General features: G+C 62.6%; 15 protein-coding genes, 1 tRNA gene and 1 pseudogene. 10 read left to right on the top strand and 7 right to left on the bottom strand.

Features of this window, described 5'->3' with window-relative positions:
• The first annotated feature begins 21 nt into the window (after nt 1-21).
• Nucleotides 22-1944 carry a tetratricopeptide repeat protein gene (locus ACPPVR_RS35025; RefSeq protein ID WP_426611077.1) on the top strand — a complete coding sequence of 641 codons (1923 nt, stop codon included), beginning with the start codon at nt 22-24 and terminating at the stop codon, nt 1942-1944.
• Nucleotides 1945-2000: 56 nt separating this feature from the next.
• Nucleotides 2001-3128, top strand: coding sequence for a threonine synthase (locus ACPPVR_RS35020; protein ID WP_426611076.1), 1128 nt, complete (start codon nt 2001-2003; stop codon nt 3126-3128).
• Between the two features lie 19 nt (nt 3129-3147).
• Here ACPPVR_RS35020 and ACPPVR_RS35015 read toward each other — a convergent pair whose 3' ends face one another.
• Nucleotides 3148-3963: a DUF2927 domain-containing protein gene (locus tag ACPPVR_RS35015; RefSeq protein ID WP_426611075.1), complete on the bottom strand. Its 816-nt coding sequence runs from the start codon at nt 3961-3963 to the stop codon at nt 3148-3150.
• An 84-nt stretch (nt 3964-4047) separates the two neighbouring features.
• Nucleotides 4048-4629: a L,D-transpeptidase gene (locus ACPPVR_RS35010; protein ID WP_426611074.1), complete on the bottom strand. Its 582-nt coding sequence runs from the start codon at nt 4627-4629 to the stop codon at nt 4048-4050.
• A gap of 265 nt (nt 4630-4894) precedes the next feature.
• On the opposite strand from ACPPVR_RS35010, the gene ACPPVR_RS35005 reads away from it, so the two are divergent.
• From ACPPVR_RS35005 to ACPPVR_RS34990, 4 genes and pseudogenes are all read left to right on the top strand, one after another.
• Nucleotides 4895-6442 (top strand): acetolactate synthase large subunit, encoded by a 1548-nt coding sequence (locus tag ACPPVR_RS35005; protein ID WP_426611073.1) that lies wholly within the window; start codon nt 4895-4897, stop codon nt 6440-6442.
• 37 nt (nt 6443-6479) lie between these two features.
• Nucleotides 6480-6998 carry a hypothetical protein gene (locus tag ACPPVR_RS35000; protein WP_426611072.1) on the top strand — a complete coding sequence of 173 codons (519 nt, stop codon included), beginning with the start codon at nt 6480-6482 and terminating at the stop codon, nt 6996-6998.
• 196 nt (nt 6999-7194) lie between these two features.
• A pseudogene (locus tag ACPPVR_RS34995) lies at nt 7195-9750 on the top strand (arylsulfatase).
• 274 nt (nt 9751-10024) lie between these two features.
• Nucleotides 10025-10399, top strand: a complete 375-nt coding sequence (locus tag ACPPVR_RS34990) for a hypothetical protein (RefSeq protein ID WP_426611071.1) — start codon at nt 10025-10027, stop codon at nt 10397-10399.
• Between the two features lie 376 nt (nt 10400-10775).
• Here ACPPVR_RS34990 and ACPPVR_RS34985 read toward each other — a convergent pair whose 3' ends face one another.
• Together ACPPVR_RS34985 and ACPPVR_RS34980 are read right to left on the bottom strand one after the other, a co-directional pair.
• Nucleotides 10776-12314: a peroxidase family protein gene (locus tag ACPPVR_RS34985; RefSeq protein WP_426611070.1), complete on the bottom strand. Its 1539-nt coding sequence runs from the start codon at nt 12312-12314 to the stop codon at nt 10776-10778.
• Nucleotides 12315-12646: 332 nt separating this feature from the next.
• The gene (locus ACPPVR_RS34980) at nt 12647-12880 is read right to left on the bottom strand and encodes a DUF3551 domain-containing protein (protein ID WP_426611069.1); all 234 of its coding nucleotides are present in this window, start codon (nt 12878-12880) and stop codon (nt 12647-12649) included.
• 268 nt (nt 12881-13148) lie between these two features.
• Between ACPPVR_RS34980 and ACPPVR_RS34975 the strand changes: the two genes are divergently transcribed.
• The 4 genes from ACPPVR_RS34975 to ACPPVR_RS34960 all read left to right on the top strand — a co-directional run bounded on the left by ACPPVR_RS34975 (nt 13149) and on the right by ACPPVR_RS34960 (nt 15698).
• Nucleotides 13149-13520, top strand: coding sequence for a hypothetical protein (locus ACPPVR_RS34975; RefSeq protein WP_426611068.1), 372 nt, complete (start codon nt 13149-13151; stop codon nt 13518-13520).
• Between the two features lie 165 nt (nt 13521-13685).
• Nucleotides 13686-14168 (top strand): hypothetical protein, encoded by a 483-nt coding sequence (locus ACPPVR_RS34970; RefSeq protein ID WP_426611067.1) that lies wholly within the window; start codon nt 13686-13688, stop codon nt 14166-14168.
• A gap of 147 nt (nt 14169-14315) precedes the next feature.
• Nucleotides 14316-14798: a transcription elongation factor GreA gene (gene greA, locus ACPPVR_RS34965; protein ID WP_426611066.1), complete on the top strand. Its 483-nt coding sequence runs from the start codon at nt 14316-14318 to the stop codon at nt 14796-14798.
• Nucleotides 14799-14921: 123 nt separating this feature from the next.
• Complete coding sequence (locus tag ACPPVR_RS34960) at nt 14922-15698, top strand: class I SAM-dependent methyltransferase (protein ID WP_426611065.1); 777 nt, start codon at nt 14922-14924, stop codon at nt 15696-15698.
• 145 nt (nt 15699-15843) lie between these two features.
• Here ACPPVR_RS34960 and ACPPVR_RS34955 read toward each other — a convergent pair whose 3' ends face one another.
• The 3 genes from ACPPVR_RS34955 to ACPPVR_RS34945 form a co-directional block, all read right to left on the bottom strand.
• Nucleotides 15844-16719, bottom strand: a complete 876-nt coding sequence (locus ACPPVR_RS34955; RefSeq protein ID WP_426611064.1) for a hypothetical protein — start codon at nt 16717-16719, stop codon at nt 15844-15846.
• Between the two features lie 293 nt (nt 16720-17012).
• Nucleotides 17013-17087 (bottom strand) — tRNA-Val (locus tag ACPPVR_RS34950).
• A gap of 161 nt (nt 17088-17248) precedes the next feature.
• Complete coding sequence (locus tag ACPPVR_RS34945) at nt 17249-18547, bottom strand: hypothetical protein (RefSeq protein ID WP_426611063.1); 1299 nt, start codon at nt 18545-18547, stop codon at nt 17249-17251.
• Nucleotides 18548-18599 lie beyond the last annotated feature (52 nt).

The raw sequence follows: 18599 nt of genomic DNA, 5'->3' as shown, positions 1-18599 counted from the left end.
CAACGCTTCGACGAGATCGCCATGCTGCTAGAACCGGAATTGATCGAGAGACCCGCGGCGACCTCGGCCGCGCAGCTCGCCAGGCGCACCAAGTTCGGCGCTTTCGAGACCGATCCACGAAGCGGCGAGCTGATCAAGAACGGCCGGCGAGTCCGCTTGCAGGAGCAGCCGTTTCAATTGCTCTCGGCGCTGCTCGACCGGCCGGGCGAGGTGGTGACGCGGGAGGAGCTGCGCACGCTGCTGTGGCCGCAGACGGTGGTCGATTACGATCACGGGCTCAACAAGGCCGTGAGCAAGGTCAGGGAGGCGCTCGGCGATTCCGCGGAGAGCCCGCGCTTTGTCGAAACCGTGGCGCGTCGCGGCTATCGCTTTCTCGCCGATGTCACGGTGATCGACGAGACTTCCGTTGCGGCGCCCGAGCCCGCCGCGCCTGCGCCGCAAGCCGAGCATCGGGCAAGACGTGTCGTCGGTTGGCGGCAAGGACTTGCCGCCTCGATCGGCTTGATCCTGCTTTTGGCCGTGGCGCTCTCGGTCTGGCTCTATCCCTGGCGTCAGGGACCACAAACGATCCATTCGCTCGCCGTCCTGCCGCTGGTCGACACCTCGGAAGATCCGTCGCAGGATTTCTTCGCGGACGGCATGACCGGCGAGCTGATCACGCAGCTCGGCAAGGTCGATGCACTGCGCGTCATCTCGCGCACCTCGGCGATGACCTACAAGGGCGCGCACAAATCGCTCGCGACCATCGCCCGCGAGCTCAACGTCGATGCCGTGATCGAGGGCAGCGTGATGCGGGCAGGCGGGCGCGTGCGGATCGCGGCGCAGCTGATCCGGGCACTGGACGACAACCGCGTCTGGGCCGACAGTTACGAAGGCGATGTTCGCGATGCGCTGACGCTTCAGGTCAAGGTCGCGCGCGCCGTCGCCGAACAGGTGCGTGCGACGCTGAACCACGGCGAACGCGCTGCCTTCGAAAAGGCACGTGCCGTCGATCCGCTCGCCTATGAGAATTACCTGAAGGGCCGCTACTTCCTCAACAAGCGCACCGGCGAGGCGCTCAAGGTGGCGATCAGATATTTGCGGCAGGCCATCGAGATCGATCGCAACTATGCCGAGGCCTGGTCCGGTCTCGCCGACGCCTATGCTCTCGCCGGTGATTGGGAATACGGCGTGCTCTCGACGACGGAGGCCTTCTCCAAGGCGACTGCCGCCGCCAGCAAGGCGCTGGAGCTCGACGGCACCCTGGGCGAAGCCCACACCTCGCTCGCCTTCGCGCTCGATCTCTATGGCTGGGATTGGGATGTCGCCGGCTCCGAATACGAGGCCGCGCTCCGTCTCAATCCAAGCTATGCCACGGCGCACCATTGGTACGCCTGGCATCTGATGCTGATGGGCAAGACGACCCAGGCGCTCCAGGAGTTCACCCAGGCGCAAAGCCTCGATCCGCTCTCTCTCATCATCGGCGCCGATATCGCGGATGCCCTCTGCATCAACCACGATTTCGGTGCGGCGGTCACCCAAAGCCGCAAGACGCTAGAGCTCGATCCGGGATTTGCCGCCGGCCATTATGAGCTTGGGCAGGCCCTGGTGCAGCTCGGCCGGTTTGATGAGGCGATCACGGCATTTCGCAAGGCGATCGAGATCTCCGGCCACAGCAGCGTGTTCGATTCCAACCTCGCCTACGCCTATGCCGTCTCCGGCCACAAGGACGACGCCGTCAGGATCGCGACCGACATGGCAACGCACGGCGAGACCTATCCGTCGGCGCAGGCGAACATCGCGCTGATCTACGCAGGCCTCGGCAATCGTGAAGCCGCGCTCGACTGGCTCGACAAGGCCTATGAGGCCAGGTTCAATCCCTCGATCCTGCTGCGCCCCGCCTTCGATCCGCTTCGCAGCGATGCGAGGTTCAGGGGGCTCATGCGCCGCATCGGCTTGGGGTAGGCAAAGCGCCCATAATCAGACATATCGTACCATCTCGGCCCGTCCCGGAGTGCGCCATGTCTGCCGCCAGTTACATCGACCCCCGCAATGGAAAGCTCTATCCGCTGGAACAGCCGCGCTGGTGCTCGGACGAGCGCACACCGCTTCTGGTGACGCCGGGGGCAGGGATCTCGCGCGAGGATATCGATACCCGCACGCGATCGCTGTGGCGCTATCGGGCGGCGCTGCCGGTCGAGATCAAGAATCCGATCACGCTCGGCGAAGGCTGCACGCCACTGGTAGCGCAGGGATGGGGCGATCTGCGCCCGTTCTTCAAGCTCGAATGGTTCAACCCGACCGGCAGCTTCAAGGATAGAGGTTCTGCGGTCATGCTGTCGTTCCTGCGACAGGTCGGCGTCGACGCCATTCTGGAGGACTCTTCCGGAAATGGCGGCTCGTCGATGGCGGGGTTAGGTGCCGCCGGCGGCATGCGCGTGAAGATTTTGGCGCCTGCATCGACGTCGCCAGCCAAGATCGCGCAAGTCCGTGCCTACGGGGCAGAGGTGCAGCTCGTCGAGGGGCCGCGCGAGGAATCGGAGGCCGAGGCCATTCGCCAGTCGAGCCAGACCTTCTATGCCAGCCACAATTGGCAGCCATTTTTCCTGGAAGGCACCAAGTCCCTCGCCTATGAAATCTGGGAAGACCTTGGCTTCCGCGCGCCCGACAACGTCATCGTCCCCGTCGGCGCCGGCAGCAGCCTCTTGGGCTGTGCCATCGGCTTCCGCGAGTTGTTGAAAGCCGGCCAGATCGCAAAGCTGCCGCGCCTGTTCGCGGCACAGCCGCAGAACTGTTCGCCGATCGACGCAAGCTTCAAGGCGGGCGTCGATACACCGGTGGCGCGCGAGGTGAACAAGACCATCGCCGAAGGCACCGCCATCAAGAATCCGCTGCGGCTGCGCGAGATCATCGGTGCACTGCGCGAGAGCGGCGGTGGCACCGTTGCGCTCACCGAAGAGGAGATCGTCGCCGCCCTGCGGCGCCTTGCACGGCAAGGCCTGTTCGCCGAGCCGACCAGCGCCAGCGCGGCCGCTGCGCTGGAAAAGCTCTCCGCCGCGGGAGCCATCAAGGCGAGCCAGACCACCGTGGCCGTCCTCACCGGTACCGGCCTGAAGGCCGCAACCATCGTTGCCGATCTCGTGCAGTAGGGCGAGGGTAAGAGGCCCCTCACTCCTTCAGATCATTCACCCGCCTCACCCAGGCGCGCACGTCGACGAGCACCTCGGGCAGCACCGACCTCACCTCAAGCACGGTCATGCCCGCCTTGATGCGGGGATCGTAGAGCAGGTTGAGGATGTATTGGTCGTAGACGTCGAAATAGCCCATCGACACATTGTCGTTGAACATGGTCCACGGCACGCTCGTGGTGTCGTTGATCGGGCCGAGCGATTGCAGCAGTTCCTCATAGGCGCAGTCGAGGAAGGTGAAGTCGCCATTGTCGACGGTGAGGATGACGTCGGAATGCTCGATCTCGAAATTGTCGTTCTTGCGGAAGCCGGACAGGCATTGCGGATCGAGCGAGGTGCGGATCTCGCGCGCTCTCTCGGCGCCGTAGAAGCTCGCGATGGTGCGGTAGAGGTCGCGGTCGCGCACGAGCTTCGCCCGCACATTCGCCGCTTCGCTGGTGTCGGTCATGGCGATGTCGAGATGCTGCACGCGCGTGCCGATGTCGGCCACGACCTTGGCGAGCTGGGCCTTGCGGTCGGCGCGGTCGGTCTCGGCGAACACCCGCACCGGTCCGTCGAACTTGCGGATGCGATCGACGCGGCCGGCGAGGTGGTATTCGGCGCCGAAGGCGGTCTTCAGAAAGCCGTCGACGATCTCGGCGTCGGTAAAGCTCTTCTTCTCGGCGCGCTGGCGCGAGACGATCGCGGGCAGTTCGCCCGCTTTGGCCATGGTAGCGGTGTCAGGCGCAATTGTGAGCGCTGCGAGCGCCAGCAGGGCGAAGCGAAGGGCGGCCGAGGGCAGATCCAATGCGCGCATCGTCGCGCAACGCTGCCGTATTCGCGAGGCGCACACAAGCCCGCAAATTCACGCGCCCTGCGGGTTCCCGCTTTGGCCGGCCGGCTAGTTGTTGTTCAGCACGACCACGGTGGTGCCGACCCCGACGCGGCCGTAGAGGTCGCTGACGTCGTCATTGGTCATGCGGAAGCAACCGGAAGACACCGCCTGGCCAATCGTCTCCGGCTCGTTGGAGCCGTGAATGCGGTAGAGCGTCGAGCCCAGATACATCGCGCGCGCGCCGAGCGGATTCTCGATGCCGCCCTTCATGTGGCGCGGCAGGTCGGGCCGGCGCGCGATCATCTGCGAGGGCGGCGTCCAATCCGGCCATTCCTTCTTGGCGGTGATCTTGTGCACCCCGCCCCAGCGGAAGCCGTCACGGCCGACGCCGATGCCGTAGCGCAGTGCCTGGCCGTTCTGGAGCACCAGATAGAGCCGGCGCTCGCTGGTGTTCACCACGATCGTGCCGGGGGCGTAGTTGCCGGAATAGTTGACGGTGGTGCGGGGGATCGGGTTCGCACCGCCGCGGAAGAAGTTCGGGCCGCCGCCCATGATGTCGCGCGAGTCGAATTCCTCGGCGAGCGCGCCACCGGCGGTGGCCGTCAGCAGTGCGATGGCGGCGATCGGCGCGGCAAAAAACCGGATCATTGTATCCCCCAGCAAAAATTCGATTCAACGCTGACCAGAGGCCATATTTGCGGGCTTTTCGCAAGCCACGGCCCCGTGAGGAGGTCATCCTTAACACTTGGCGTTACCAAATCGGCAACCGCGCCAATTTGCCGAAAAGCATTAGCCAAACCAGTGCGTCGCCGTGCGGGGCAGGGCCGCGATGCAGGCTATTGCTTTGACGGGGACCGCGAACAATGATTGATCGCATGGATCACTGGAAATGGCCGGTTGCGGGAGCTGAAGAATGAACGGTGCGGAAAGTCTGGTGCGGACGATGGTCAAGGGTGGGGTCGACGTCTGCTTCACCAACCCAGGCACCTCCGAGATGCATTTTGTCGCAGCGCTCGACCGTGTGCCCGGCATGCGCTGCGTGCTCGGCCTGTTCGAAGGCGTGGTGACTGGCGCTGCCGACGGCTATTTCCGCATGAAGGGCACGCCGGCCTCGACCCTGCTGCATCTCGGCCCCGGCCTCGCCAACGGCCTGGCCAATCTGCACAACGCCAAGAAGGCGAATTCCGGCATCGTCAACATCGTCGGCCAGCACGCGGTCTACCACATCGGCTTCAACGCGCCGCTGACCTCCGACATCGAGGGTCTGGCGCGGCCGATGTCGTCCTGGGTCCGCACCTCGCCGGATTCCAAATCGGTCGCCGCTGACGGTGCCGCGGCGATTGCCGCCGCCAAAAGCGCCCCGCCGCAGATCGCGACCCTGATCCTGCCCGCCGACACCGCCTGGAATGAGGCCGATGGCGTCGCCGAGGTGCCGGCCGAGCAGCAGCGCGCGAGCTATTCGCCGCAGGCGGTCGAGCAGGCCGCCAAGATTTTGCACGGTGACGGCGAAGGCACGCTGCTGCTGATGACCGGCAGCGCGCTGAGCGAACAAGGTCTGGCGCTGGCCGAGCGCATTGCCGCCAAGACCGGCTGCACGGTGATGGGCCCGACCTTCCGTCCCAGGATGGCGCGCGGCCGCGGCCGTTACTCGATCGACCGCATCCATTACGTCATCGAGAACGCGCTGCCAATGCTGGCAAAATTCCGTCACATCGTGCTGGTCGAGTCCGACGATCCGGTGGCGTTCTTCGCCTATCCGAACAGGCCGAGCATGCTCAAGCCCGAGGGCTGCGACGTGCATCGCATGACCTCCTGGGGCGAGAATTCGGTCGCGGCACTCGAAGCACTCGCCGGTGCCGTGAAGGCCAGCGCCAAGGACGTCAAGCCGCAGGCCGTGGCTGAGCTGGTGAAGCCGACCGGAGCGCTGACCCACGCCTCGATCGCGCAGGCGATTGCGTACGCGATCCCCGAGAACGCGATCATGGTCGACGAGTCCCTCACCACCGGCCGAGCGTTCTTCCCGCCGACGGCGGCCGCCGCGCCGCACGACTGGCTCCAGAACATGGGCGGCTCGATCGGCTTCTCCACGCCGCTGTCGATCGGCGCCGCGATCGCCTGTCCCGACCGCAAGGTGATCTGCATGGTCGGTGACGGCAGCGCGATGTACACGATCCAGTCGCTCTGGACGCAGGCGCGCGAAAACCTCAACATCGTCACCATCGTGTTCGCCAACCGCATCTACCAGATCCTGCGCGGCGAGTTCGACAATGTCGGTGCCGGTGAGCCCGGCCAGCGCGCCAACGACATGCTCAGGATCGACCGGCCGACGCTGGATTTCGTCGCGCTGGCGAAGGGCATGGGCGTGCCAAGTCGCGCCGTCACCAATGCCGACGAGTTCAACAAGGCGCTGGCCGAGGCCGTCGCCGAGCCGGGACCGCGGCTGATCGAAGTGAAGATGTAGGGCGTATTATCCAGAGCGCCGAGGGCCCGGAGGCAGGATGCAGACCGAGCTGAACAAGGTGATCGCGGCGCTCCGGGATTTCTACGTCCACGAAGGATTCCTGTTCGAGAAGGACATCGGCGAGCGTGCCGTTACGCACCGCTTCGCCGTCTATCTCGAGCGGCAGTTCTCGGGCTGGGCCGTCGATTGCAATTACGACCGGCTCGGCGAGCGTACGCTGCATCTGCCGCACGGCACCATCATCTCGACCGACGATCATCTCGGCAAGTCGATCTATCCCGACGTCGTCGTGCATCAGCGCGAGATCCCGAACAATCTGCTCACCGTCGAGATCCGCAAGGCCAGCAATCACACGCCGCTCGAGCACGACCAGCACAAGCTGAAGGCGATGACCGATCCGCATGTCTGGTTCGCCTATGGGATCGGCGTGCTGCTGGTGCTGGACAAGCATCATGTCACGACGTCGGAAGTCTATGTCAGTGGCGCCGCGGATCAGCCGTTGTCGCTCTGGTTTGCGGCGCGCCTCGCGGAGAACGGCCTCGGGGCCGCCCATTAGGGCGTGTACTCATTAGCGTCCGATTTCGAGGACAAAGCCGAAGTCGCTCCGCTTGGCCAGCATCGACTGCTTATGACCCCGAAGCCGACGTTTCGGGCCCGTGGGCGGAACGTTGATCTAGATCAACAGAAGCGTTGCTGCATTGTGCCTCGGCTGGGCGTCCACAGGGTTTGACGTCTCCAAGAGGGAGCTTCCAATGCCCCGCACCGGTCAGCATGACGATAGCTCAAAGCCGGAAGGCCGCTTGCTGAACCGCCGCAACTTGCTGCTTTGTGGCACCGCACTCACCGCCGCTTGTTTGCTGTGCGCGCAGGGAACCAGCCTTGCGCAGCAAACCACCGGCACGCCGGGCTCACCCGGGGCTACCACGACGCTAGATGGAAAGTATCTTCCGCCGCCGCCGCCGAAGTTTGGCGGCGACATCAACCTGCAGGCCAGTCAGTCCAAACCGTACTGGCCCGCCCGAGTGGTGCCGCCGCAGGGCGCGCCCAACGTGCTCCTGATCATGACTGACGACCAGGGCTATGGAGTTTCGGGGACGTTCGGCGGCGTGATCCCGACACCTGCGATGGATCGCATTGCCCAGATGGGGCTGCGCTACACTCAATTCCACTCCACGGCACTTTGCTCGCCGACGCGGGCCGCGCTGATCACCGGCCGCAACCACCACTCGGTGGGCTTCGGCATCATCTCGGAGCAAGCGACCGGCTATCCGGGTTACGACAGCATCATTGGACCGGAGAGCGCCACCATTGGCACGATACTGAAGCAGAACGGCTACGCCACGTCCTGGTTCGGCAAGAACCATAACACGCCGAGCTATCAGTACGGCGTGACGGGACCGTTCGAGCAGTGGCCCATCGGCATGGGCTTCGACTATTTCTACGGCTTCATGGGCGGCGAGACCGACCAGTGGACGCCATACCTGTTCCAGAACACCACCCAGGTTTTCCCCTGGGTCGGAAACCCCGGCTACAATCTGACCACGGACTTGGCGGACGACGCGATCGCCCACCTGCGATAGATCAATGCGGCCGCTCCGGAGCAGCCGTTCTTCCTCTACTACGTGCCCGGCGGCACCCATTCGCCGCATCAGCCGACCAAGGAATGGATCGACAAGTTCAAGGGCAAGTTCGACATGGGCTGGAACGCCCTGCGCGACCAGATTTTCGCCAATCAAAAGCGGCTTGGCGTCGTCCCCGAGAACACGCAGCTCACAGCCTGGCCGGACGAGTTGCAGAGATGGGATACGCTGACGGCCGATGAGAAGAAGCTGTTCGCGAGGCAGGCTGAAGTGTTCGCCGGTTATGCCGCCTACACCGACCACGAGATCGGGCGCGTGATCCAGGAAGTCCAGGACGAAGGCAAGCTCGACAACACGCTGATCATCTACATCAGCGGTGACAACGGCACGAGTCCGGAAGGCACCACGCGCGGGACGCCGAACCAGTATACCGCTTACAACGGCATATTGGATCTTCCGATTTCCGAGCAGTTGAAGGCGTATGACGCCTGGGGCTCCGCGGCGACCTATCCGCACATGGCGGTGGCCTGGTCATGGGCCTTCGACACGCCATTCAAGTGGACGAAGCAGGTCGCGTCGCACTTTGGTGGCACCCGCCAAGGCATGGCGATCTGCTGGCCGAACCGTATCAAGGATGCGGGCGGCATCCGCACCCAGTTCCACCACATGATCGACATCGTACCGACCATCCTTGAGGGAGCGGGCATTCCGGCGCCGCTGATGGTCAACGGCATCGCGCAGAAACCGATTGAAGGGGTGGGCATGGCGTACACCTTTGACAAGGCGAACGCCAACGCGCCGTCCACGCGAACGACGCAGTATTTCGAGATGTTCGCCAACCGCGCAATTTATCACGACGGCTGGATCGCGGCCACAACACCACCTGCGCCGCCATGGCTTCTTGGAACTGCCAAGCTGCCCGAGGATGTGGTCAATGGCTACAAGTGGGAACTCTACAACATCGCCGAGGACTACTCGGAGAGCAACGACCTCGCGGGAAAGATGCCTGACAAGCTGCGGGAGATGCAGCAGCTGTTCATGGTAGAGGCGGCGAAGTACAATGTGTTTCCGCTGGACAACTCGGTCCTTCAACGCATCATCGCACCAAGGCCAAGCGCGACCGCCGGTCGGAACGTTTTCACCTATTCGGGTGAGCTGTCGGGTATCCCCACAAGCGATGCACCCAGCATCCTGAACAGGTCCTATACGATCACCGCGGAGCTCGACATTCCGGGCGCGGGCACCACCGTTGGGCGTACGGGCTCGCAGGACAGCACCGAAGGGATGCTCGTTACCCTCGGCGGCCGTTTCGGTGGCTATGGACTGTATCTGCTCAAGGGCAAGCCGGTTTTCGTCTATAACTTCGCCGACCTCGAACGCTTCCGCTGGGAAGGCAAGGACGCGCTCACGCCGGGCAGGCACACTATCGTGTTCGACTTCAAATACGATGGGCCCGGCTTCGGCAAGGGCGGCACGGGCGTCCTGAAGGTGGACGACAAGGAAGCTGCGACCAGCAAAGTCCCGCACACCCTTCCATTCATCATGTCAATTGACGAAACCTTCGACGTGGGTGTCGATACCCGCACCGGCGTTGAAGACCAGGACTATCAGGTGCCCTTCCGCTTCACTGGCAAGCTTGATAAGCTCACCGTCAAGGTCGGGCCAGTACAGCTCACCAGCGACGAGCAGCAGGTCATTAGGCATGCGCGCGCCGGCGCGAACAACTGATGCCACAGCAATCCGGCCGGTGGCCCTCGGGGCCCGACCGGACGTTGGCGTGCCAGTGTCCAGCGAAATCCGTCGAACATCGCGCGGCGCGTCATGTCACAGCTCCTGGCCCGTAGCGGATATTCGCGGCGGCCTAAGTCGAAGACCGCTTCTGACCCAAAGCAGTCCAAATCCTGGCGGTGTGAGTTTTGCCGACGTAGCACAGGCTCGCAAACGTCGATCGGCTACTACCAGACGTGGCATTGTGCCACGGTTCAAGCGCAAGGAGGAAGCCATGCTAAATCTAAAAGTTCTTACCGCAGTCGTGATTGTGGCATCCGCCCTGTCCAGCTCTGCTGCACTGGCGCAGGCGGCCCTTTCCAATCCTGACGAATGCCAAGCTGAATTCGCGAGCTGCACGGGTCTTGGAACCGGGAGTACTCCCACCAGCGGCTATCAATATCGGCAATCAAATCGGCGAACGGTATATCGGCAGCCGGTGGCGGCGGACGCTACCGTCGGCAGCTGGGGCAATTCCTACGCCATGTCCGGGGCCGGCGAGATGGGCTGGCACGGCAACTGGAATGCGTATGCTGCCCGCAACGGCATCGTCTGCAGGCCCGGCACCTATTTCAAGGGTGCTGACGGCCTCCGGCATCTCTGCCAATAGGTCATCCGCTCTGAGGCTGAATCAGGCGGCCCCAAAAGGGCCGCCTGTTTCATGCCGGAGAGCAGCCCTCGTTCTGAGTGGGCCAGCGTGGAGGCAGGCAGGCGCTTGTCAGCCGGCTGATGACCGCTTCTGGGCCAAGACCGACATGGTGGCATGTCGGATCAATGTCGCCTTGCTGAGAGCAAACCGGGCGCGACGAGTTTGTCAGGACACGCCCTGGAGCTGGCCGAGTTTTGGTTGAAACGATGCGCGCTCAAGACGTGGTTCACCTTTTCCCGTCGGGGACAGGGACAGCCTGCGAACCTGTTTTCACGCTCTGAGCGGGAAAGGCCGCCCATACAACGCGGGCGGCCTTGCCGTTATCGTCGACCGCCGCTCAGTGCAGCGGACCGCCCTGGCCCAGCGCATAGGCCACGAGATCCTTCAACTCGAAATCGGGGCCGGTCACAGGCGCCCAATTCGGATCGAGCGACAGCAGGGACGAACTGTCGCCGAACATCATGCCGAGGAAGACTTCGGCGACGATGCGCCCACCGACCGGTCCGAGCTGCGGCGTGTTGACCGTCACCGCTGTGCCGGTGACGGGAATCGTCACCGCGGTCTGGAACTGACGCGCTTCGGCGAGGATGTAGGTCCAGAGCGGGCAATTGTCCTTGAACACGCCGTTCGCAATCGACGCGATCGCAACTTGCGGATCGCCTGCTTCGGGCGTGTCGACGGCCCTGCCGATGATGATCTGCTCGTCGGTCAACGGCGTCAGGTGCATCGCCCTGGCGACGGCTTGCCCCGAGGGCAGGCCGAGCCGCCAGCTGCGTTCGAGATTGCGAAGCGCCAGCGATGCCGGATTGGAGGCGACCTCCGGCGGCAGTTTGCGCAGCGGATCGACCAGCGACGTATCGATGCGATAGGCGAACTGAAGCCGCCGCTTGTTGTCCGTGCTTGTGTTGTCGCCATCGACGCCATAGGCGCGCTTGTCGATGTCGATGAAGCGCCCCCAGTCGATGGCGCGTCCCGGGCCCATGGAGCGGAAGCCGGTCAGCGCGTTCGTGTCGGGGTTGTTCGGATCCGGGAAGATCTGCAGCAGCATGTTGTCGGCATCGTTCAGCCGGTAGCCTGGGCGGATCATCGAATGTCCGAGCCGATAGGCCGCAACCGAAAACTCGACCGGCATGAACGGGAAAGTCTTCCAGTGGTAGTAAGCCAGCCTGCTGCGGTCATAGCGACCGCCGGTGCGGAGTTGGCTGAGGACACTGTCGTGCACGATCCGCGGCAGGAAGTCGTTCAGCACGACATATTGGTAGTGGAAGCGGACGCGCTGTTGCACGTCCTGGAAGGACAGGGTGTCATTGTCGTCGACCATGCGGTTGTGGAAGCGCAGCATCAGCCCCTGAAACTGCGACACGATGCTGTTCTCGTCGTTGCGGGGGTCGCCGATCAGCGCGCGGCCCTTGAAACGCGGCAGGTCGTTGGCATTGGACACGCCGGTGCCGGTCAAGGGGTCGCCGAGCAGGAACTTGCCGCTGTTGTCGTACATGTAGGGCTGGTCGCCGGGACCGCGCCCATAGAGATTGTCCAGGTCCAGCGCGGGCGTGCGAAAATCGACCAGCCCGTCAGGGTCCTGCTGCTTGGTCAGCAAGCTTACGGGATCGAAGGTGATGTCGTGATCGATGAATTGGCCGAAATAGGTGTAAAGCGCGGGAATCCCGCTTTCCTCGGCATCGGGACTGTCCTTGGGCGGGTCGAAATCGCCGACCATGTTGTCGGCCAGCGCCGCGAGATTTCCGATGTTGTCGGCGTCGTTCGGGCCGAATTTTGCCGGCGTCAGATTGCGAAACATGCGGCCGAAGCGGCCTTGCGATAGCGACGAACGGGTTGCGTTCAGACCGCGGGGAGTAATGGCGTGACGGCTGCTCATCAATAACCTCCATGAAAAGTTACGGCGAAAAACGACTAAAGCTAAAGTTGTTCGTAATAAAATATGCAGGTGAGGCTAGATCGCGAAATTCGGCGTCACAAGCCGCTACTTCACACACCGCGCAGCATCGATGCGGTTCCGGGAGGGAACGTTAAGAGCAAGCTGCGGATGCGCTTTGCAAATTCTTCCTGCGCCGATGCCGGATAACATTCTCGTCATCGACGTCATCGGTTTTGTGCAGTGTCAGCTTCGCCGACCTAATCGGCGAAGCGATTGTCGTGGCGAACATCATGTTCGCGTAAAAATTGTAGCGGCGTGCGCACGCCGCGTCATCAATAGTCGCGCGATTGCGAGAACGCGTAGCGCGGGTTGATGCCGCAATAGGCCGACGTGCCGGAAGCCGAAGCCTGGCACTGCTGATAGTTCGCGAACTGGCAGTTGCCGGGATAGCCCCAGCTGCGGCCTTGCAGGCAGTATCTGTCATTTCCGGCGCGGGCCTGGGCCGCAGGGAATGTCGCGGCAATCAGCGCTGCGAGTGATGCGAGAGTGAGGATGGTACGACGCATGTCAGTCTCCATTCGAGAACGGGTGGATGAGGAACTTCGGCCGAGCCTCCTGTGTTCCGGGACTCGCGCGACACGTTGTCGTGCGCATCCTGGTGTCCGCAGTGCGCGCGGCGTTCCACATGCGCTATGATGATACAAGCTGCCGTGGGCTATGTGATCTCGGCCACAGTTTGCAGCCTGGTCCCGGCCCATGTTCGGGGCACTTGCACGGGTCGATCCCGCGGGATTACGCTTCCGTCATTGGGGATCAGTTGTTTTGGAGGTTCTGATGCAAAAATCATATTTGCTGGCTGCGACCGCAGCGCTGGCGCTCGTCATGCAAACATCGCTCGCGTTGGCGCAGGGCGCTCCGGCCGCAGGCGGCACCCCGCCGGCAGCCGCGACCACCGCACCGGCTGCTGCCTCCACTGCGCCGGCCGCCACCTCCACGCCAGCAGCGACGACAACGCCGAGCGCCGCCACCGACACGTCGAGCCCGTCGACCGGCTCGAAGAAGAGCGCCGAGAAGAAATCTGCAAAGAAGAAGATGACGCGGCAGCAGGAGATCGATCATTCGGTCGATAGCGGCACCGTTCCGGCGCGCTATCGCGGCTCGGTGCCGAAGCAGTACCAGCAATATATTCCATTCGAGAAGCAGTGACGGATCGCGGCGCCACGCCGTCTCGCGTTGCGCCGCGGTGAAACTGGTCTGGAGCCATACTGGTCTGGAGCCATGCAGGAGTGAAGGCTCGATCTGACTGGCCGACCCTGTGGCGGCCTACGGTGCTGGTGTTACAGTAGGCCAAAGCCCCGGGGGAAGCAGTCAATGAGTGATGATGCAAAGGATGCTGGCCTTGTGGCGATGATCAGCAGCATCCTGGGAGGCAACAAGCGTGCAGAGGCTGCCAGCCTCCCTCCGCTTGATGACTTCGGTCCGGCTGCGCCGGCGCGCGGGCCGGAACCGGTGGTGGCGCAAATCCCGGAAGCCGCAGCTCCGAAGCTTCAGGATGCATCCGATGCTGTGGTGGCCTCTGCAAAGCCGGTCGGGCCGGCCAGTCTACCGTTGACGCCGGATGGCAAGCGGCTGCTGCCGGCCGCGGCGATTGCCGATCTCGTGCTCGGGGAGCTGCGCAAGATCGAGGATTTTCCGGCGTCCGGCGCCTCGGTCACGGTCTACGGCTATCGGCACTGGAACGCGATGATCACCTTCGCGCCGTTCTCGACCACGTTCCGGAACGCGACGCGGTTCCGCCAGGCCATGCCGGATCTCGTCTTCAAGCTCCGTCGTTTCGTCGAACTTGAGATATAGAGCATGATCCGGAAAAGTGTGATGCGGTTTGCCGCAAAGATCATGCTCAAAAACAAAAACCTAAAGCGCGATGACGATTCATCTAATCTCATCGCGCTTTAGGTCTGCTACGGCCGTGACCCGAAACAGTTCGATGGGATTTCTGGATTGAGCGTCGCCTTTACCAAGGAAGAAAGCGCCGAGACTGCGTCCGAGACGTTGTTGCCAGATCGCCCGATCTCGCCGCATCCAAACCTCGTGACCGACGCGGGCTTGCAGGCATTGCAGACGCAGCTGCAACAGGCGCGCGAGGCCTATGAAGCCGCGCAAGCCATCGATGACGTCAACGAAAAACGCCGGCAATCGGCGGTCCCCTTGCGCGACGCGCGCTATCTGACCGAACGGCTGCGCACGGCGCAACTCGTCCCCAATCCGGCGTCGAACGAGACGGTCGCCTTCGGCAGCACCGTGACCTTCAGCCGCGCCGATGGCCGCGTGCAGACCTATCGCATCGTCGGCGAGGATGAAGCTGATCCGAAGGCGGGGTCAATATCGTTCGTATCCCCGGTCGCGAGGTTGCTGATCGGAAAGGCCGTCGGTGACGTCGTCGGCTCGGGAACACAGGAGATCGAGCTTATCGAGATCGCGTAGCGATCCGAGCTCCACGTTTCATCTCGCTGTCAAGCAAAAACCTTAAGTTGATCAAAATTTGAAACGACCCTAGCATTTGGAGCTGTCGGGCAACTCTGCACGAAGTGAGGTTCGATAATGTCGTTGAGCAAGGCCTTTAACGCGCGATTGACGGAACTGAAATTTCACCCTGCCGTTCTCGCCGTCAGACAGATCAAGAAACGTCTGGCCGATAGCGGCCCAGCACTGCGCCTCAAATTCAATACCCAAAAGCGCGACGAGATCATCGGGGAGTACAAGCGCGGATCGAGCGTGCAGGACGTCATTGACTTCACCAAGCAGCACATGGGCACAGGCTCCTGCCAGATCGAGACGGAGATCTCCTCGGCCCTCGACTACATCTCGGCGTCCGCTCCGAAGCTCGTGGTCGAGATCGGAACGCTGAACGGCGGAACGTCGCTCTTGTTCGGGCGATTTCTGCCGACGATGGAGACCATGGTTTGCATCGATTTGCACGTGAAGAACAAGGAAATGCTGAAGCTGCTAGCGACGCCGAAGCAGCAATGGACGTTCTTCGACATGCCGTCCTACGCGGACGATACGGTCCGGCGGGTCGAGAAATTCCTCAATGGCAGATTGATCGACGCGTTGTTCATCGACGGCGATCATCGCTACGAGGGCGTCAAGCAGGACTTTCTCTGCTACCGGCAGTTCGTCCGGGAGGGCGGCATCATCCTCTTCCATGACATCGTCGAGTCCAGCGGCAACACCAGCGCCTGGGCGGGCGGCGTCCCGCAGCTATGGCGCGAGGTGTCGCCGTTCTACGAGCACAAGGAATTCGTTCAAAGCCGCAGTCAGGAAGGCTTTGGCATCGGTGCGCTCAAATACACCAAGGCTGCGCAGCCATTCCCATCGGCGTAACGCCGGCGATGGCGCTGTCCGCACGCGCGGACGGCGCCGCCGCTTGCCGGTCCCTGCGAAGATGCCGGACGGAAGGCGTTGCCTGCAATACCAACAACAACAGCCTTTTCCTTGGCTGATCAAGAGTTCCAAGAAATTCAACCGGCTACGCCGGTTCGACCCAAGTGCCGCCAGTTAGCTTCATTCCAAACTTGACGCGAGCTTCTTCAATAAATGCCTGCAAAGTTTCTGCGGTGCTTGCCACGCACGGCAGTGTGCCTCCCGCCGGTAGTATGAAGCCCTTCCTTCCGACCCTGAAGAAAATGCCGATGCCGCGTGATAGTTCGTTCGACGCCAAAAGGGTGAACCCGCCAGCAGGCTCCCAAGGAAAATTGGAGGCCTCGACAGCCTGAAGGTATTCGAGCTGCCCTGAAATTCGGGCATCCACAATACGAACGACGCAGCCACTAATCGCTCCAACGGTCGGTTGCTTTCGACCTACTCGATCTCGCGAGAGTGCTTCAATAGCATCCGAAACGACGTCGAATTCTTGCTCGCCGCTAGTGACCAGGTCGGATCTCGTTATTCCTCCATTCTCATCGATCGTATGCCGTTCGAGCGCACCCTTGTAAGGTTGCTTTAGTTGCAACAACCGATTCCATTCTTCTCCGTCTCCGATGTGGGCGTCAGTTGCCTGTCGTACTTCCCCGTGTTCGATCACAAACAGCTGCTTCTTCTCTTCGTTTTTCAAGACGAGAAAGTCTACATCAGCGAGCTTCTTGGATGCGAGCCACACGGCAGAGTCTATCGTGGAATCATCCGAAAGCTCTAGCTTCAAGGCGGCCACTGCGGAATAGGCAGCATCGAAGTTTCCGGCAAAAGCAACCGCGAGCTCCCCAGACAGTATTTGTATCTTGAGGCTGTGAAACTCGCCGTTGATGGGTCCGATATCGCCTTTGAGCTGAAAATGCTCGTGGCTTAGGAGCGTGTCTCCCACCATGAAGCAAATATCTGGACTGGCATGCGCCACCACGAGCGTCATATGTGTCTCTCTCGCAAATCCTTGTTTCGCTGTTGAAGTGAAGGTCTTCGGCTATGCGCTCTCAACCGCGGACACCAGGGCGACTGACAGTCCGATAGGCCTCTCTCCGGATGATGCCATCATGCCTCTGTTTTGCCCGACGGAGCAAGCGAGTTCGGAAAAGCCGCAACATGTTGATCCGGCTGGTGCCGGCTACTGTGCATGGGGTTGTTTTCGACATTTTTGATCAGGCGGTCCCGAACGCCGCCATGCGTCGATGCTTGTTCGCAACCGGTCAGGTTCGGGAAGATGAATGGTGGGCGCACAAGGGATCGAACCTTGGACCTCTCCCGTGTGAAGGGAACGCTCTCCCGCTGAGCTATGCACCCGGGACCATCATGCAGACGGCCGGACTTTTCGGCCGGCCAGCACATCGGAGACCGCGATTTAGAAGTGCGGGCCAAAGCTGTCAAGTTTTGAGGCGCCCCGGGGGCTGAAAAACCTTCCGCAGGTCACGCAATTCGCGCAGGAAACCGCGTTTTCGGTCCGCTTACGCGCCCTGCTGGCGGGCGCGGGAGGCGTGGGCCTGGAGCGCGCGGATGCGCTCGGCGAGCGTTCCACCGCCCTCGGGGAGGCTGGCGGTGGCCGCGCCGTTCGTGACGGTATCGTTGGCCGGGCGCGGCGCCGGCTTCGGGGCCTGGCCGGCCTCGGCCGCGAGCAGGGCCTCGATCGGTGAGTTCGGGCCTTCGAGCTGCATGGCGAGCTTTGCCACTTCGGCTGCGATGTCGTTGATGCGCTCGCGCAGCAGCGCGTTTTCCATGCGCTCGGTCGCCCAGGAGCTCTCCGCCTGCTGCTGGATCGCATTGATGTCGCGCTGGAGTTTGGCGCGCTCGTCGCGCGCGGTGCGCAGCTGGTCTTCCAGCGCGGTCTTCTCCGCACGAAGCGTCTCGACTGCCGCGGACGACTTGCCGCCGCTCAGCGCGGCGATCTCGACGCGCAGCTCCTTGATGGTCCGATCGGAGCCCTCATTGGTCTGGCGCAGCTGGTTGTTCTCGTATTCGCGCTCGGTGAGCAGCTTGCCCTGGGTGGAAAGGCGCCCTTCGAGGTCGGTAACGCGTCCCGACAGCATCTCGGCTTCTTTCACCTGCGCGATCAGCTGGCGATCGAGCTCGGTGACGCGCTGGCTCAGATTCTCGACGCGGCCGCGCGCATCGCCGAGCTCGCGCGAGGCGGTCTCGGATTCCGTGCGCTCCTGCGTCAGCCGCGCCTGTGTCGCGGTGAACTCCTTCTCGGCATCGCCGACGCGATTCTTCAGTTCGTCGATCTGCGCGCGCACCGCGACGAGCTCGACCTGGCGGCTCTCCGCCATCAACGAGCGGTCGGACAGTTCGGAGTTGATTTTTGCGAGCTCGCCCTGCTTGTCGCTCAGCGCAATCTCGGCCTCGCGCAAGGCTGCGGTCTTGGTGTTGAATTCCTCCTCGGTGGCGCGCAGCTGCTCCTTGACCGCCTTCTCGCGGGCCTCCAGCGCGAAGATCGTGGCGTTCTTCTCGCCGAGCTCGATCTTCATGCGGTTGATGGCGTCGCTTTTCTTGCCGAGCTCGGCAAGCTGGCTCGTGGTCTTGTTCTTGAGCTGGTCGACGCTCATCTCCAGGCGCCGCGCCGACATGGCGAATTCGGCGCGGAGCTGGTCCTTGTCGGCCTGGATCTCAGCCATCGACAGCGGGGTCGCCGCCTCAAGCCGGCGCGTGGTCAGGCGCACCGCGCGGTTATGCACCAACGGCACGATCGCAAGCCCGCACAGCATCGAGAGCAGGAAACCGATCGCCAAGTACATGATCGGCTCGACCATGGGCCAGAACTCCAAAAGCTAAGGAAAAATTTACCAACGACAATGCATGGCG

Source organism: Bradyrhizobium sp. McL0616, from assembly GCF_049993385.1.
Lineage (GTDB): Bacteria > Pseudomonadota > Alphaproteobacteria > Rhizobiales > Xanthobacteraceae > Bradyrhizobium.
This window is presented reverse-complemented; position numbering and strand designations above follow the sequence as displayed.